We start from the raw sequence: 15940 nt of genomic DNA, 5'->3' as shown, positions 1-15940 counted from the left end.
TCCTACTTGGCGGTCTCGGCGACCAGGCGCTCGACGGCCTCGACCGCCTCGCCGACGGCACCGGGGTTCTGGCCACCGCCCTGGGCGACGTCCGGCTTGCCGCCACCGCCGCCACCGAGGGTCTTGGCGGCCGTGCGGACCAGGTCACCGGCCTTGAGACCGCGCTCGCGGGCGGCGTCGTTCGTGGCGATGACCGTGAGGGGCTTGCCGTTGTTCACGGTGAACAGGGCGACCACGGCGGGCCGTCCCCCCTGGATCCGGCCCCGCACGTCCAGCACCAGCTTGCGCAGGTCGTCGGGCGTCGTGCCGTCCGGCACCTGGCCGGTGACCACGGCGACTCCGCGCACGTCCTTGGCGGACCCGGCGAGCCCGGCGGCGGCCTGCAGCACCTTCTCGGCGCGGAACTTCTCGATCTCCTTCTCGGCGTCCTTCAGCTTGCCGAGCATGCTGGAGACCTTGTCGGGCAGGTCCTCCGGGCGGCCCTTGAGCAGCTCGGTCAGCTGGTTGACGACCGTGTGCTCGCGGGCGAGGAAGTTGTAGGCGTCGACGCCGACCAGGGCCTCGATACGGCGCACGCCCGAGCCGATCGACGATTCGCCGAGCAGCTTGACCAGACCCAGCTGGGCGGTGTTGTGCACGTGCGTGCCGCCGCACAGCTCCTTGGAGAAGTCGCCGATGGTCACCACGCGCACGCGCTCGCCGTACTTCTCGCCGAACTCGGCGATGGCGCCCTGCTTCTTGGCCTCGTCGATACCCATGATCTCGGCCTGGACGTCCAGATCGCGGGCGAGGACCTCGTTGATCTTCTGCTCGACGTCGGTCATCACGGTCGTCGGGACGGCCGCCGGGGAGCCGAAGTCGAAGCGGAAGCGGCCGGGCTGGTTCTCGGAACCGGCCTGGGCGGCCGTCGGGCCGAGGGCGTCGCGCAGGGCCTGGTGGGTCAGGTGCGTGGCCGAGTGGGCACGGGCGATGGCCTTGCGGCGGCGGGTGTCGATCGAGGCGTGGGCCTTGGCGCCGACGGTGACCTCGCCGACCTGGACCACGCCCTTGTGGACGTAGACGCCGGGGACCGGCTTCTGCGTGTCCCGGATCTCGATCACGGCACCGGAGTCCGCCTTGATGCGGCCGGTGTCGCCGATCTGGCCACCGCCCTCGGCGTAGAACGGGGTGCGGTCGAGGACGATCTCGACCTCGTCGCCCTCCGTGGCGGCCGGGGAGGAGACGCCGTCGACGAGGATGCCGACGATCGTGGACTCGCCCTCGACGTCCGAGTACCCGATGAAGTCGGTCTCGCCGGCGCTGTCGGCGATCTCGCGATAGGCACCGAGGTCGGCGTGGCCGGTCTTCTTGGCCTGGGCGTCGGCCTTTGCGCGCTCCCGCTGCTCCTTCATCAGGCGGCGGAAACCGTCCTCGTCGACGCTCAGACCCTGCTCGGCAGCCATCTCGAGGGTGAGGTCGATCGGGAAGCCCCAGGTGTCGTGGAGCAGGAACGCCTTGTCGCCGGACAGGATCGTGCCACCGGAGGCCTTGGTCTCGGTCACGGCGGTGTCGAGGATGTTGGTGCCCGCCTTCAGCGTCTTGAGGAAGGCGTTCTCCTCGGCGACGGCGACCTTCTCGATGCGCTCGCGCTCGCTGATGAGCTCGGGGTACTGCCGGCCCATCATCCCGATCACGGTGTCGATCAGGTCCTTGACCACCGGACCGGTGGCGCCGAGCAGACGCATGTTGCGGATGGCGCGGCGCATGATGCGGCGCAGGACGTAGCCACGGCCCTCGTTGCCGGGGGTGACGCCGTCGCCGATCAGCATGGTGGCGGTGCGCATGTGGTCGGTGACCACGCGCAGCGCGACGTCCGACGCGTGCGAGTGACCGTAGGCGACACCCGTGAGCTCGGTGGCCTTCTTGATCACGGCCATCGACGTGTCGATCTCGTACATGTTCTGCACGCCCTGCAGAATCATGGCGAGCCGCTCCAGGCCGAGCCCGGTGTCGATGTTCTTGCTCGGCAGATCGCCGAGGATCTCGAAGTTCTCCTTGCCGATGCCCTCGCCGCGCTCGTACTGCATGAAGACGAGGTTCCAGATCTCCACGTACCGCTCGTCGTTGACGGCGGGACCGCCCTCGGCGCCGAACTCGGGGCCGCGGTCGTAGTTGATCTCGGAGCAGGGACCGCACGGTCCGGGCACGCCCATGGACCAGAAGTTGTCCTTCATGCCCAGCCGCTGGATGCGCTCCTTGGGCACGCCGACGACCTCGTGCCAGATCTGCTCGGCCTCGTCGTCGTCCTTGTAGACGGTGATCCACAGGCGCTCGGGGTCGAGGCCGTAACCGCCCTTGTCCTGGGGCGAGGTGAGCAGCTCCCAGGCGAGCTTGATGGCGCCTTCCTTGAAGTAGTCGCCGAAGGAGAAGTTGCCGCACATCTGGAAGAAGGTGCCGTGCCGGGTGGTCTTGCCGACCTCTTCGATGTCGGGTGTGCGCACGCACTTCTGCACGCTGGTGGCGCGCACGAACGGCGGCTTGACCTCACCCAGGAAGTAGGGCTTGAAGGGCACCATGCCGGCCGGGACGAGCAGCAGAGTCGGGTCGTCCGCGATGAGCGACGCCGAAGGGACGACGGTGTGACCGCGCTCCTCGAAGAAGCTCAACCAGCGGCGGCGGATTTCAGCCGACTCCATCAGTGGTCCTCATTCCGGTTGTTCGAGTACATCGGGGGCTCGATGTACTTGGGGCTGTTGCGGTTCTCGACGGCTGCATGCCGCCGGGGTGCCGGGAGTTGGTCGACGGACGCGTTCAGGCCCAGTGCGTCGTCGAGTTCGGCTTCGCGCTGGGCCATGCCGGTGCGGACGTCGGACGCGAAGTCCGCTGCGCGGTCCTTGAGCCGGTGCCCCGCCTCCAGCGCCTTGTTCGCGGCCTGAGCGGCCAGGCTCTCGGGCGTCAGCTGCCTCAGCTTGCGGTTGACCTTGGTGGTGGCCCAGACACCGGCGGCGACGCCCGTGGTGAACCAGAACGTACGGCGGAACATCGCTCGGTCAGTCTCTCTTTTCCCGGGTGTTCCGCTTCCCCCGCCGCGGGGACGGGACGGTGCGGCCCACGATCACGGTACGCCGGGGCGCCTTGGGGGGCACGTTCTCACGGCGGCCGACGATCGCCCGGCGCACGCCGTAGCCGAATGCCGCGACCTTGACCAGGGGACCGCCGAAGGTGGACGCGACGGTCGTCGACAGCGCCGACGCGTTCGACGTGACCTCCTGGACGTCCGACGCGATCGCGTCGACCCGGTCGATCTGGGTCTGTGCGGAGCGCACCGCGCTGGAGGCGTCCGACAGCAGCGGAACGGCCTGGTCGGTCACCTCCGACACCAGCTTGGTGGTCGCCCTGAGCGTCTGGGCCAGCCTCGCCAGTGCGACGGCGAGGAAGGAGACCAGGATCGCCCAGAAGACCGCCACGAGGATCCCGGCCACCTCACCACCGGACACCGTGCGCACCCGCTCCCTGGAACGTGCCTGAACATCAAGAAAGTCGTCCCCCGAGCCTATCGCGCCGGAGCGGCCGGTCCGTACCGGATTAGGGCTGTCCGCCGGCGGAATGCGACAGCCCGCCGGCTCGCCCGCCCGTGCGGGCGGAGAGACGGCGGGCTGCTGCGTGGGACGTACCCGCGTTCGCCGAGAAGTGATCAGCGGGCGTAGTACTCGACGACGAGCTGCTCGTCGCAGATCACCGGAACTTCCTTGCGGTTCGGCTCGCGGTCCAGGCGGAACGCCAGGGACTTGAGGTTCACCTGCAGGTAGCGCGGGGTCTCACCGTCGGGGGCGAAGCCACCCTCGCGGGCGATCTGGAAGAGCGTCTTGTCACGGCTGCGCTCGCGGACCATCACGACGTCGTCGGGACGGACACGGAACGACGGCTTGTCGACCTTCTGGCCGTTGACCTCGATGTGGCCGTGGACGACCATCTGGCGGGCCTGGTAGATCGTGCGGGCGATGCCCGAACGCAGGACCAGCGCGTCGAGGCGACGCTCCAGCTCGACGATCAGGGCCTCACCGGTCTTGCCCTGGATCTTCGACGCACGCTCGTAGGCGCGCACCAGCTGACGCTCGGAGATGTCGTACTGAGCGCGCAGACGCTGCTTCTCCAGCAGACGGACCTTGTAGTCCGAGTTCTGCTTGCGGCCACGGCCGTGCTCGCCCGGCGGGTAGGGGCGGGCCTCGAAGTACTTGACGGCCTTCGGGGTCAGCGCGATGCCGAGGGCACGCGACTTCTTGACCTTGGGGCGGGACTGGTTCGCCATGAACCAAACACCTCGTGTTTCTCTGTGGAATCGGCTTCACCAGGGTTAGAGGAGGTCGCATCCGCAGCCGGGGAAACCCTGCGGGTCCACATGGGACCTGCCGGGCAGCCGCTCCCCTGGTCTGGGCACATACGTGCAGCACGCGAGTGGCCCACCTACCTGTGACCCCCGGAGTGACCGAAGGAGGTGGTGGGCTGCCCGCGACACCGTTCGACGGTGCGCGACGCTCCTGGATCCCCGTGCCTGACGGCGACGGGGTTCCGGCTGGTTGTCCCGTTCTGGTGGTGTCCGGCCGGGGCCGGACACGGGACTCAGCACTTCAAGGGATTCTACAGGGTGGCTACGGCTGCTTTCGACGCAGGTGCTTGCGGGTCCACTCCACGGCGTCCGCGTACCGCGCCTCCCCGCCGTGCCGGGAGGGCGTGTAGTACTCGCGGTCCTTGAGCGCGTCCGGTGCGTACTGCTGGGAGGCGATGCCCTCGGGCAGGTCGTGCGGATACACGTACCCCTGCGCGTGGCCCAGCTTGGCCGCGCCCTTGTAGTGCCCGTCGCGCAGATGCGGGGGCACGGGGCCGGCCAGACCCTTGCGCACGTCCTCCATGGCGGCGCCGATCGCCGTGGTCGCCGAGTTGGACTTGGGGGCGAGGGCCAGAGCGATCGTGGCGTGGCTGAGGATGAGCGCGGCTTCCGGGAAACCGATCATCGCGACGGCCTGGGCTGCCGCGACGGCCGTCGGCAGCGCGTTCGGGTCGGCGAGGCCGATGTCCTCGCTCGCGGAGATCATCAGCCGGCGGGCGATGAACCGGGGGTCCTCCCCCGCCTCGATCATCCGGGCCAGGTAATGGAGCGCCGCGTCGACGTCCGAGCCCCGGATGGATTTGATCAGGGCGCTCGCCACGTCGTAGTGCTGGTCGCCGTCGCGGTCGTACGTCACCGCGGCGCGGTCGACGGTCTCCTCCAGGGTCGTCAGGGCGATCTCCGGCTCCCCCTTGTCGAGGGCCGCACCGGCGGCGGCCTCCAGGGCCGTCAGGGCCCTGCGGGCGTCACCGCCGGCGATCCGCAGCAGATGGTCCTCGGTGTCCTCGGGAAGCGTGACGGCGCCGCCCAGTCCGCGCTCGTCGGTCAGCGCGCGGCGCAGTAGTCCGCGCAGGTCGTCGTCCGTGAGCGGTTCGAGGGTCAGCAGCAGGGAGCGCGACAGCAGCGGGGAGATGACCGAGAAGTACGGGTTCTCCGTCGTGGCCGCGATCAGGGTGACCCAGCGGTTCTCCACGGCCGGGAGCAGGGAGTCCTGCTGAGCCTTGCTGAATCGGTGGATCTCGTCGAGGAAGAGGACGGTCTCCTTGCCGAAGCCGCCGGTGGCCCGTCGGGCCCCGTCGATGACCGCGCGGACCTCCTTCACGCCCGCGGTGATCGCCGACAGCTCGACGAAGCGCTTGTTGGTGGCCTTGGAGACGACATACGCGAGGGTCGTCTTGCCGGTGCCGGGCGGACCCCAGAGGATCACCGAGGAGGGTCCGGCCGGGCCGCCGTTGCCCTCGCCGACCAGTCTGCGCAGCGGAGAGCCGGGCTTGAGCAGATGCTGCTGGCCCACGACCTCGTCGAGGGTGCGAGGGCGCATCCGGACCGCCAGGGGACTGGCGGTCGGGTCCTTCTCCTGGCGTTCTTCTGCGGCGGCGGTGAACAGGTCGGGCTCCACGCTGAAACCCTATGTCACCCCACTGACAACGCCGCCGCGTCCGTCGCCCGGTCCGGGGCCCGCCGGGCCCTGGAACCGCTCAGGCCCAGAGCTGGCTGCCCCAGCGGGTGAGGATCAGCATGGCGATGATGCCGACGTGGGTGAGCGGGAGGACCCAGGTGAACTCGCCGAGGAAGTTCTTCACCGGGCGCGGGGTCCGCAGGAAGTCGTTGCGGACGTTGAACGACGTCACGTACCAGAACATGGTGATCGTGGCCACCCAGGCCAGCGAGCACCACAGGCACAGCGCGTTGATCCGGTACAGGGACTCGAACTGCAGCCAGGTGACGAAGCCGACGCCGAAGAGCGTGCCGAAGTTGAAGGTGAGCCAGTACCAGCGGGGGAAACGGGTGCGGGCCAGCAGGCTCATGCCGACGCAGATCACGATGCCGTAGCAGACCAGGCCCAGCATCGGGTTGGGGAACCCGAAGGCCGCGGCCTGCTTGCTCTCCATGACGCTGCCGCAGGAGACGATCGGGTTGATGCTGCAGCTCGGGGTGAACGTCTTGCCGCTCACCTTGCCCTCGAGGATCTTGAACTTGTCGATCGTGATGACCCACGCGGCGAGCAGACCGGCCGCACCGGTGATCACCAGCAGCAGGGCGAACGCACGACTGCCGCCCACCGTCCGGGGCGCGTCCGCGCGTTCCGACTCGGTCGACTCGGTGGAGACGTCCTTCACTGTCGTCTTGCTCATCACGTCGATTCCGATACTCGAGGGGTGGACCTGCGGTCAGTGGTCATTGTGCCGCACGTGAGCACGTCTCCACCGTTCGATGGACATAAGGAAGTACGGACGGCCGCCGCCGGGCGTTCGGTTCCGGCCGGGGCCGTGGCCGGGACCACACCCGCGGACGGGCTCCCGGCGAACGCCCGGGGCCAGCGCCGCCGTGGGGGACCTGGGGCCACCGGGCCGCGGGCCGGGCCACGGTGCCCTGCGGTCCCAGCGCGCCGTATGCGCGCCCGAAAACGCATCATCCCGCAGGGGCAATCGGCGTCCGGGGAATTGACGATCCGCACAGCGGCCCGGGCGGTCCGCATCACTCCAGCACCACCCGGCGCCCATGACGAGGGCCCCGGGGGATCGTCCCCGGGGCCCTCGTACGGACGCTCAGCCGAGCCTGGTCTCCAGTTCCGCCACGATCTCGTTCACGCCGACCGCGGCCTGCTCCCCGGACTCCATGTCCTTGAGCTGGACCACGCCCTCGGCGAGGTCCCGCTCGCCCGCCACGATCGTGTAGCGGGCTCCGCTGCGGTTCGCGTTCTTCATCGCGCCCTTGAGGCCCTTGGCGCCGTACGAGAAGTCCGCCGCGATGCCCAGCTTGCGCAGCTCGGTGACCTTGGCGAAGAGGAGCCTGCGGGCCTCCTCGCCCAGCGGGACCGCGAACACGCTGGTGGACGCGGGGAGTTCGAGCTCGACTCCCTCCGCCTCCAGGGCGAGCACCGTGCGGTCGACGCCCAGCGCCCAGCCCACGGACGGCAGCGACGGTCCGCCGATCATCTCCGACAGTCCGTCGTAGCGTCCGCCGCCGCCCACGGCGGACTGGGAGCCCAGACCGTCGTGGACGAACTCGAACGTGGTGCGCGTGTAGTAGTCCAGGCCCCGCACCAGCTTCGGGTCGTCCTCGAAGGGCACGCCCGCCGCGGTGATCAGCTCGCGGACCTCCTCGTGGTACGCCTTGCAGGCGTCGCACAGGTAGTCGCGCAGCAGCGGGGCGCCGGTCAGCTGCTTCTGCACGGCCTCCCGCTTGTCGTCGAGCACGCGCAGCGGGTTGATGTCGACCCGGCGGCGCGTGTCCTCGTCCAGGTCCAGTCCGAGCAGGAACTCCTGGAGCGCGGCGCGGTAGACCGGGCGGCACTCCCTGTCGCCCAGGCTGTTCAGCAGGATGCGGAAGCTCCGCAGCCCGAGGGAACGATAGGCCTGGTCGGCCAGGATGATCAGCTCGGCGTCGAGGAACGGGTCCTCGGCACCGATCGCCTCCGCGCCGACCTGCGAGAAGTGGCGGTAACGACCCTTCTGGGGGCGCTCGTAGCGGTAGTAGGAGCCGGAGTACCAGAGCTTGACCGGGAGGTTGCCCGTCTTGTGCAGGTTGGCCTCCAGCGCCGCGCGCAGCACGGAGGCGGTGCCCTCGGGGCGCAGGGCCAGCCGGTCGCCGCCCTTCGTCTCGAAGGTGTACATCTCCTTGGTCACGATGTCCGTGGACTCGCCCACGCCGCGTGCGAACAGCTCGACGCTCTCGAAGCCGGGCGTCTCGATGTACCCGTAGCCGGAGTTGCGCAGCGGGGCCGCGATCGCCTCGCGCACGGCGAGGTACTTCGCGGACTCGGGTGGGATCAGGTCGTACGTGCCCTTGGGGGCCTTGAAGGTGCTCACGAAAGGTCTCGTCACATTCCTCGTCGGGGAGCGTCGTCGACGTTCGCTCCCGGGCCGGCGGCCACCTGTCGCAGATACGGATTGGCGGCGCGCTCCCGGCCGATGGTCGTCTGGGGGCCGTGACCGGACAGCACCACGGTCGAGTCGTCGAGCGGCAGGCACACGCGGGCCAGCGAGTCGAGCATCTCGGCCATGTCACCGCCCGGCAGGTCGGTGCGTCCGATGGAGCCGGCGAACAGCAGGTCGCCCGAGAAGAGGATCGGCGGGATGTCCGCCGCCTCGGGGACGCCGAAGGTCACCGACCCCTTGGTATGGCCCGGCGCGTGCGCGACGGACAGCTCCAGACCCGCCAGCTCCAGCTTCGCGCCGTCGCTCAGCTCCTTGACGTCGTCCGGCTCGCCCACCGCCAACTCGCCCATCAGCGGCATCCCGATGGAGCGCCCGAGCGCCTTCTCCGGGTCGCTCATCATGTAGCGGTCCGCGGGGTGGATCCAGGCCGGCACGCCGTGCGCGCCGCACACGGGGACGACCGAGGCCACGTGGTCGATGTGCCCGTGGGTGAGGACGACGGCGACGGGCTTGAGCCGATGTTTCGCGAGCGCTTCCTCGACTCCCTGGGCGGCCTGGTGGCCTGGGTCGATGATCACGCACTCCTCACCCGCGGCGGGGGCGACCAGGTAACAGTTGGTCCCCCAGGCCCCGGCGGGGAACCCGGCAATGAGCACGATCGTCCTTCGTTGTGTAGTGCGGGGGTGACTGGCTGTGGGTCAGAGCCTACCGGCGCTGCCGATTCCTCAGCGAACCCATATACGGTACGGGGCACACGCCTGCGGACGGCACACCCGACGCACGCGTACCGGTCGGCGTACGAGACGCATGAGGAGACAACCCCGTGGTCAGCCAGGATCAGCGGCGGCGACAGCTCGCCCGGGAGAAGTTCTTGCGGCAGCAGCAACGGCGCACGGAGACGCGGCGCAAGGCACACACCCGCAATGCCGTGATCGCATCGGTCCTCGGCGTGGTCGTCGTGGGCAGCGTGGTGTCGTTCACCACCGGCGTCTTCACCGATGACGACAAGAAGGCGAACGCGAGCGCGGAGGTGACACCGAGCGCCTCCGCGCCCAGCAAGGCGCCGGACCCGTGCGAGAAGCCCGCCCCGGGCAAGGTCGAGTCGCTGAACTGGAAGAAGGAGCCGGCGATGACCATCGACACGTCGGCCAAGTACACGATGAAGCTGGCGACGACGTGCGGTGACATCGGCATCGCGTTGAAGACGGCCGCGGCCCCGCACACCGTGAACTCCTTCGACTTCCTGGCGAAGAAGGGCTTCTTCGACCACACCAAGTGCCACCGGCTCACCACCAACGGCATCTACGTGCTCCAGTGCGGCGACCCGCAGGGCACCGGCGCGGGTGGTCCCGGCTACACCATCCCCGACGAGAACCTCAAGGACTCGAGCCTGAAGGGGAACGTCTATCCGGCGGGCACGGTCGCCATGGCGAACACCGGGCAGAAGCACAGCGGAGGCAGCCAGTTCTTCCTCGTCTACCAGGACAGTCAGTTGCCGCCCAGCTACACGCCGTTCGGAACCATCGACGCGGCCGGCATGAGCGTCCTCAAGAAGATCGCCGCCGCCGGTGAGAACACGGGCGCGGGTGACGGAGCACCGAACGCGACCGTCGTGATCAACAAGGCGTCGGTGACGAAATCCTGACCGTCAACTGCGAAATTTCGGTCGCGCGGGATGCGGACAGCCGCCCCGCCGGTCGCCTATGTTGGCGGTGACGAAACTGTGGACGATGCCGGGGGCGCTGAGGCACCCGCAGGCATCATGTGGAGGAGGCGCTGTGAGCAGCGACCCGTGGGGCCGCGTCGACGAGACGGGGACCGTGTACGTGCGAACGGCCGACGGCGAGAAGGTCGTCGGCTCCTGGCAGGCCGGCTCCCCCGATGAGGCGCTGGCCTACTTCGAGCGCAAGTACGAGGGCCTGGTGGTCGAGATCGGCCTCCTCGAGAAGCGAGTCCAGACCACCGACCTGTCGGCGAAGGACGCCCAGATCGCGATCGACCACCTTCGGGAGCAGGTCGAGGCGCACCACGCGGTCGGCGATCTGGACGCGCTGCGGGCACGCCTGGACAAGCTCGTGGAGACGGTCGACGCGCGCCGCGAGGAGCGCAAGGTACAGCGCGCCAAGCAGTCGGACGAGGCACGGCACTCCAAGGAGGCACTGGTCGTCGAGGCGGAGGAGCTGGCCCAGTCCGACCAGTGGCGGGCGGCCGGCGAGCGGCTGCGGGCGCTGGTGGACACCTGGAAGGGTCTGCCGCGGCTGGACCGGAAGTCGGACGACGAGCTGTGGCACCGCTTCTCGCACGCCCGCTCGGCGTTCTCCAAGCGTCGCAAGGCGCATTTCGCGCAGCTGGACGCGCAGCGCGAGGACGCCCGCAAGACGAAGGAGCGGCTGGTCTCGGAGGCCGAGGCGCTGTCGGGCTCGACGGACTGGGGTCCCACGGCGGCGCGCTACCGCGATCTGATGGCCGAGTGGAAGGCCGCGGGCCGCGCCCAGCGCGAGCACGAGGACGACCTGTGGAACCGCTTCCGCGGCGCGCAGGACGTGTTCTTCGCGGCCCGCGGCTCGGTCTTCGCGGAGCGTGACGCCGAGCAGACCGAGAACCTCAAGCTCAAGGAGGAGTTGGCCGAGGAGGCGGAGAAGCTGCTGCCGATCACGGACCTGAAGGCCGCCAGGATCGCCTTCCGCTCGATCAACGAGCGCTGGGAGGCCATCGGCCATGTGCCGCGCGACGCGCGCCCGCGCGTCGAGGGCCGGATGCACGCGGTCGACCGGGCGCTTCAGGACGCCGAGGAGAACGAGTGGCGCCGTACGAACCCGGAGGCGCTGGCGCGCGCCGAGGGGCTCACGGGGCAGCTTCAGGCGGCCGTCGACAAGCTGAGGGGCCAGATCGAGCAGGCGCGCACCGCGGGCAACAGCTCGAAGGCCGAGAAGCTGGAGAGGGAGCTGGAGGGCCGTCAGGCGCTGCTGGACCAGGCTCTGAAGGGGCTGCAGGAGTTCGGCGGCTGACCGTTCTGCGGGCTCGCACGAAAGGGGCTCCCGTACCTCGTGTACGGGAGCCCCTTTCGTGCGCCGGTCGTGTGCCGGGCCGCGGGACGACTACGACGGCCTGCGTGCCGACGTGACGCGGTAGACGTCGTACACGCCCTCCACGCCCCGGACCGCCTTCAGGACGTGCCCCAGATGCTTGGGGTCGCCCATCTCGAAGGTGAAACGGGAGGTGGCGACGCGGTCGCGGGACGTCTGGACCGCGGCCGAGAGGATGTTGACGTGCTGGTCGGACAGGACCCGGGTCACGTCCGAGAGCAGTCGCGAGCGGTCGAGTGCCTCTACCTGGATCGCCACGAGGAAGACCGAGGACTGGGTCGGGGCCCACTCCACCTCGAGGATGCGCTCGGGCTCCCGCGACAGCGACTCCACGTTGACGCAGTCGGTGCGGTGGACCGATACCCCGCTGCCCCGGGTGACGAAGCCGATGATCGGATCACCGGGGACGGGCGTACAGCAGCGGGCCAGCTTGACCCACACGTCCTCGACGCCCTTGACCACGACGCCCGGGTCCTGGTTGCGGCGCCGCTTGCGGCCGCGGCCCCGGGCCGGCGGAACGGCCTCGTCGATCTCCTCGGTGGCGGCCTCCTCGCCGCCGAGCGCCTGCACCAGCTTCTGCACGACGTTCTGAGCGGCCACATGGCCCTCGCCGATCGCCGCGTACAGGGACGAGATGTCCGGGTAGCGCATCTCGTGCGCGAGGGTCACGAGGGAGTCGCCGGTCAGGATGCGCTGGATCGGCAGGTTCTGCTTGCGCATCGCCCGTGCGATCGCGTCCTTGCCCTGCTCGATCGCCTCCTCGCGCCGCTCCTTGGAGAACCACGCCCGGATCTTGTTGCGGGCACGCGGCGACTTGACGAAGCCGAGCCAGTCGCGGGACGGGCCCGCACCCGGTGCCTTGGAGGTGAAGACCTCCACCAGGTCGCCGTTGTCCAGGGTGGATTCGAGGGGTACGAGACGGCCGTTGACCCTGGCCCCTATGGTCCGGTGGCCGACCTCCGTGTGGACCGCGTACGCGAAGTCCACCGGGGTGGCACCGGCCGGAAGCGCTATGACGTCGCCCTTCGGCGTGAAGACGAAGACCTCGTTGCGCGACAGGTCGAAGCGCAGGGACTCCAGGAACTCGCTCGGGTCCTCGGTCTCCTTCTGCCAGTCCAGCAACTGGCGCAGCCACGCCATGTCGTTGACGGCGTCCTTGTCCTTGGCGTTCGAACGAGGCGCGTCGGTACGGATCTTGGAGGCACCCGCGACGGCCTCCTGCTTGTACTTCCAGTGCGCGGCGATGCCGTACTCGGCGCGGCGGTGCATGTCGAACGTACGGATCTGCAGTTCGACGGGCTTGCCGTTGGGCCCGATGACCGTCGTGTGCAGCGACTGGTACATGTTGAACTTGGGCATCGCGATGTAGTCCTTGAACCGCCCCGGAACCGGGTTCCAGCGGGCGTGGACCGTGCCGAGTGCCGCGTAGCAGTCGCGGACCGTGTCGACGAGCACGCGGATGCCGACCAGGTCGTAGATCTCCGCGAAGTCACGGCCGCGGACGATCATCTTCTGGTAGACGCTGTAGTAGTGCTTCGGCCGGCCGGTGACGGTCGCCTTGATGCGGGCCGCACGCAGATCGGCCTGGACCTCGTCGGTCACTATGGCGAGGTACTCGTCGCGCTTGGGGGCGCGCTCGGCGACCAGGCGCACGATCTCGTCGTACATCTTGGGGTAGAGGATCGCGAAGGCGAGGTCCTCCAGTTCCCACTTGATGGTGTTCATGCCCAGCCGGTGGGCGAGCGGCGCGTAGATCTCCAGCGTCTCGCGCGCCTTCTTCTCCTGCTTCTCGCGCTTGAGGTAGCGCATGGTGCGCATGTTGTGCAGGCGGTCGGCGAGCTTGATCACCAGGACGCGCGGGTCCTTGGCCATGGCGACGACCATCTTGCGCACGGTCTCGGCCTGCGCCGCCTCGCCGAACTTCACCTTGTCCAGCTTGGTGACGCCGTCGACCAGGAGCGCGACGGTGTCCCCGAAGTCACGGCGGAGCTGCTCGAGACCGTACTCGGTGTCCTCGACGGTGTCGTGCAGCAGTCCCGCCATCAGGGTCGCCGGGTCCATGCCCAGCTCGGCGAGGATCGTCGTCACCGCGAGCGGGTGCGTGATGTACGGGTCGCCGCTCTTGCGCTTCTGGCCGCGGTGCCAGCGCTCGGCGACCTGGTAGGCGCGCTCGATCTGGCGCAGCGTCGAATTCTCGATCTTGGGGTCGTTGCTGCGCACTATCCGCAGCAGCGGCTCGAGGACCGGGTTGTACGGGTTGGCACGCTGTACGCCGAGCCGGGCGAGGCGGGCCCGCACACGGTTCGAGGAGCCGGAGCGGGCGGGCGGAGCCGGAGTGGGGCGGACCGCCGCGGAGCGCTCGGTGGGAGCCGGCTTGGGGCGCGACTGCTCGGCCGCCTGGCCGACGGGCGCCGACTGGGCGTGCTCGACCGGCCCGTGCGGGGCGTCCTTCGGACTCCGTGCGGGCTTCGCCGCGGCCTTCGACGTCGGCTCGGGCTTGGCGGCGGTCAGTGGCTGGGCCTCGTCTGGCAACAGGGCTCCTCTGCGCGTTCCGGGTCCCCCGGGCAGGCCCCGGAGACCCCATGGTAGCGATCCTGGGCTCCGGGCTCGCCTCCAGTGTGTGGGGACGACCTTCGCTCGTACAAACGCACGAGGCGGGCGCCGGATTCCTCCGGGCCCGCCTCACGGTGTCCTGCGGCCTTCCGCACCCTTGCGCTCGGGTTGCCGCAGTGGGTCTCAGACCTGAAGCAGCGCCTCCAGCGGTGCCCCGTCCAAGGCCGGCGCCAGGCGGGCACGCCCGCCCAGGAAGCCCAGCTCCATCAGCACGGACACACCGGCGACCTCCGCGCCCGCCCGGCGGACGAGCCGGAGCGAGGCCTCGGCGGTACCGCCGGTGGCGAGGACGTCGTCGACGACCATCACCCGGTCCTCGGCGGACAGATCCTCGGCGTGCACCTCGATCTCGGCGGAGCCGTACTCCAGGTCGTACGCCTGCCTGAGGGTGGCACCGGGGAGCTTGCCCACCTTGCGCACGGGAACGAAGCCGACACCCGCGCGGACGGCGACCGGGGCGCCGAGGATGAAGCCCCGGGCCTCCAGACCGACGATCTTCGTCGCCCCGTACCGCACGGTCAGCTCCGCCAGCGCCTCGGTGAGTGCGGAGAACGCCGCCGGGTCCGCGAGCAGCGGAGTGATGTCCTTGAACGTCACGCCCGGCTCCGGGTGGTCCGGGACGTCCCGGATGCGGCTGAGGAGCAGGGAGCGTATGTCGGTCATCGGCGCTTTCCGGAGGGTCGGCCGCGCCCACGGGTACGCGACGCGGGCTGGTGGCGCTGACCCACCACGGCGTGCGCGGCGTCCTCGGGCTCGAGGTCGTCCGGGGCTCCGGTCTCCGGATCGCCGAGGGGCTCCTCCGCCGCGGCGGCCTGGGCCCGCTTGGCGAGGACGCGCTTCTTGAGGGCCTTCATCTGCGGCTCGAGCTCCTTGAGGTCGGCGACGAGCGGCGTGGCGATGAAGATCGACGAGTACGCACCGGCCGCAAGACCGACGAAGAGCGACAGGGAGATGTCGTTCAGCGTGCCCGCGCCGAGGAAGCCGCCACCGATGAACAGCAGACCGGCGACCGGCAGCAGCGCCACCACGGTGGTGTTGATGGAACGCACCAGCGTGCTGTTGATGGAGCGGTTGGCGACGTCGCTGTAGGTCCAGCGGGTCTGCTTGGTGAGGTCCTTCGTCTGCTCCTTGAGGCTGTCGAAGACGACGACCGTGTCGTAGAGCGAGTAACCGAGGATCGTGAGCAGACCGATCACCGTACCGGGCGTGACCTCGAAGCCGACGAGGGCGTAGATACCGGTCGTGATGGTGATGTCGTGGATCAGCGCGACGAGAGCCGCGACGGCCATGCGCCACTCGAAGGCGATCGCCAGGTAGATCACGACGAGGACCATGAAGATCGCCAGGCCCTGCCAGGCCTTGCTGGCGATCTGCTCGCCCCAGCTGGGGCCGACCAGATCCGCGTTGATCTTCTCGGAGTCGACGCTCAGGTCCTTGGCGAGCTGATCCTTGACGTGGTTGGCCTGGTTGGTGTCGATACCGGAGATCTGGATGCGCAGACCGCCCGTGCCGAGCTTCTGCACGACCGCCTGGTGACCCGCGGAGTCCTCCGCGTACGTCTCGGCCTGTGCGACCGAGACGCTGGTCTTCGGGGTGGTGAAGACGGCACCGCCCTGAAACTCGATGCCCATGTTCAGCCCGCGCACCGTCAGGCCGAGGATGGCCGTGATGGTGATCAGGATGGAGACGCCGTACCAGATCTTGCGGTTGCCGACGAAGTCATAACCGACCTCGCCTCGGTGGAGCCTGGCGCCGAGGTTGCCGAGCTTGGACAT

Annotated in this window: 13 protein-coding genes; 2 read left to right on the top strand and 11 right to left on the bottom strand. The window is 69.4% G+C overall.

The genetic code is table 11. The annotated features are described in order from the left end of the window. Nucleotides 1-2 precede the first annotated feature (2 nt). The 8 genes from alaS to ACSHXN_RS32920 form a co-directional block, all read right to left on the bottom strand. Nucleotides 3-2675 carry an alanine--tRNA ligase gene (gene alaS / locus ACSHXN_RS32955; protein ID WP_355801031.1) on the bottom strand — a complete coding sequence of 891 codons (2673 nt, stop codon included), beginning with the start codon at nucleotides 2673-2675 and terminating at the stop codon, nucleotides 3-5. Further along, nucleotides 2675-3022, bottom strand: a complete 348-nt coding sequence (locus tag ACSHXN_RS32950; RefSeq protein WP_355138169.1) for a hypothetical protein — start codon at nucleotides 3020-3022, stop codon at nucleotides 2675-2677. The genes alaS and ACSHXN_RS32950 overlap by 1 nt, the downstream gene beginning before the upstream one ends. Nucleotides 3023-3029: 7 nt before the next feature. Further along, complete coding sequence (locus ACSHXN_RS32945) at nucleotides 3030-3485, bottom strand: DUF948 domain-containing protein (protein ID WP_355138171.1); 456 nt, start codon at nucleotides 3483-3485, stop codon at nucleotides 3030-3032. A gap of 188 nt (nucleotides 3486-3673) precedes the next feature. Further along, nucleotides 3674-4288, bottom strand: a complete 615-nt coding sequence (gene rpsD / locus ACSHXN_RS32940; RefSeq protein ID WP_059125556.1) for a 30S ribosomal protein S4 — start codon at nucleotides 4286-4288, stop codon at nucleotides 3674-3676. 340 nt (nucleotides 4289-4628) lie between these two features. After that, the gene (locus tag ACSHXN_RS32935; protein ID WP_355138173.1) at nucleotides 4629-5984 is read right to left on the bottom strand and encodes a replication-associated recombination protein A; all 1356 of its coding nucleotides are present in this window, start codon (nucleotides 5982-5984) and stop codon (nucleotides 4629-4631) included. Between the two features lie 79 nt (nucleotides 5985-6063). After that, entirely contained in the window at nucleotides 6064-6720 is a 657-nt protein-coding gene (locus tag ACSHXN_RS32930; protein WP_356113488.1) for a vitamin K epoxide reductase family protein, read from the bottom strand. Nucleotides 6721-7134: 414 nt separating this feature from the next. Then, nucleotides 7135-8397, bottom strand: coding sequence for a histidine--tRNA ligase (hisS, locus tag ACSHXN_RS32925; protein ID WP_355138175.1), 1263 nt, complete (start codon nucleotides 8395-8397; stop codon nucleotides 7135-7137). 11 nt (nucleotides 8398-8408) lie between these two features. Next, nucleotides 8409-9122 carry an MBL fold metallo-hydrolase gene (locus tag ACSHXN_RS32920; protein WP_355801023.1) on the bottom strand — a complete coding sequence of 238 codons (714 nt, stop codon included), beginning with the start codon at nucleotides 9120-9122 and terminating at the stop codon, nucleotides 8409-8411. A gap of 167 nt (nucleotides 9123-9289) precedes the next feature. Here ACSHXN_RS32920 and ACSHXN_RS32915 point away from each other — a divergent pair, with 167 nt between their 5' ends. Further along, nucleotides 9290-10111: a peptidylprolyl isomerase gene (locus ACSHXN_RS32915; protein ID WP_355138179.1), complete on the top strand. Its 822-nt coding sequence runs from the start codon at nucleotides 9290-9292 to the stop codon at nucleotides 10109-10111. Nucleotides 10112-10244: 133 nt separating this feature from the next. Then, entirely contained in the window at nucleotides 10245-11474 is a 1230-nt protein-coding gene (locus tag ACSHXN_RS32910) for a DUF349 domain-containing protein (RefSeq protein WP_355138181.1), read from the top strand. 90 nt (nucleotides 11475-11564) lie between these two features. On the opposite strand, the gene ACSHXN_RS32905 is transcribed toward ACSHXN_RS32910, so the two are convergent. From ACSHXN_RS32905 to secF, 3 genes are all read right to left on the bottom strand, one after another. After that, the gene (locus tag ACSHXN_RS32905; protein WP_355135335.1) at nucleotides 11565-14084 is read right to left on the bottom strand and encodes a RelA/SpoT family protein; all 2520 of its coding nucleotides are present in this window, start codon (nucleotides 14082-14084) and stop codon (nucleotides 11565-11567) included. 204 nt (nucleotides 14085-14288) lie between these two features. Beyond that, nucleotides 14289-14828 carry an adenine phosphoribosyltransferase gene (locus tag ACSHXN_RS32900; RefSeq protein WP_438304710.1) on the bottom strand — a complete coding sequence of 180 codons (540 nt, stop codon included), beginning with the start codon at nucleotides 14826-14828 and terminating at the stop codon, nucleotides 14289-14291. Then, nucleotides 14825-15940: a protein translocase subunit SecF gene (gene secF, locus ACSHXN_RS32895; RefSeq protein ID WP_355135339.1), complete on the bottom strand. Its 1116-nt coding sequence runs from the start codon at nucleotides 15938-15940 to the stop codon at nucleotides 14825-14827. The genes ACSHXN_RS32900 and secF overlap by 4 nt, the downstream gene beginning before the upstream one ends.

The sequence above is a fragment of the Streptomyces sp. HUAS TT11 genome, from assembly GCF_051553595.1.
GTDB lineage: Bacteria > Actinomycetota > Actinomycetes > Streptomycetales > Streptomycetaceae > Streptomyces.
The sequence above is the reverse complement of the archived record's forward strand: the minus strand, read 5'-3'. Positions and strand labels throughout refer to the sequence as shown.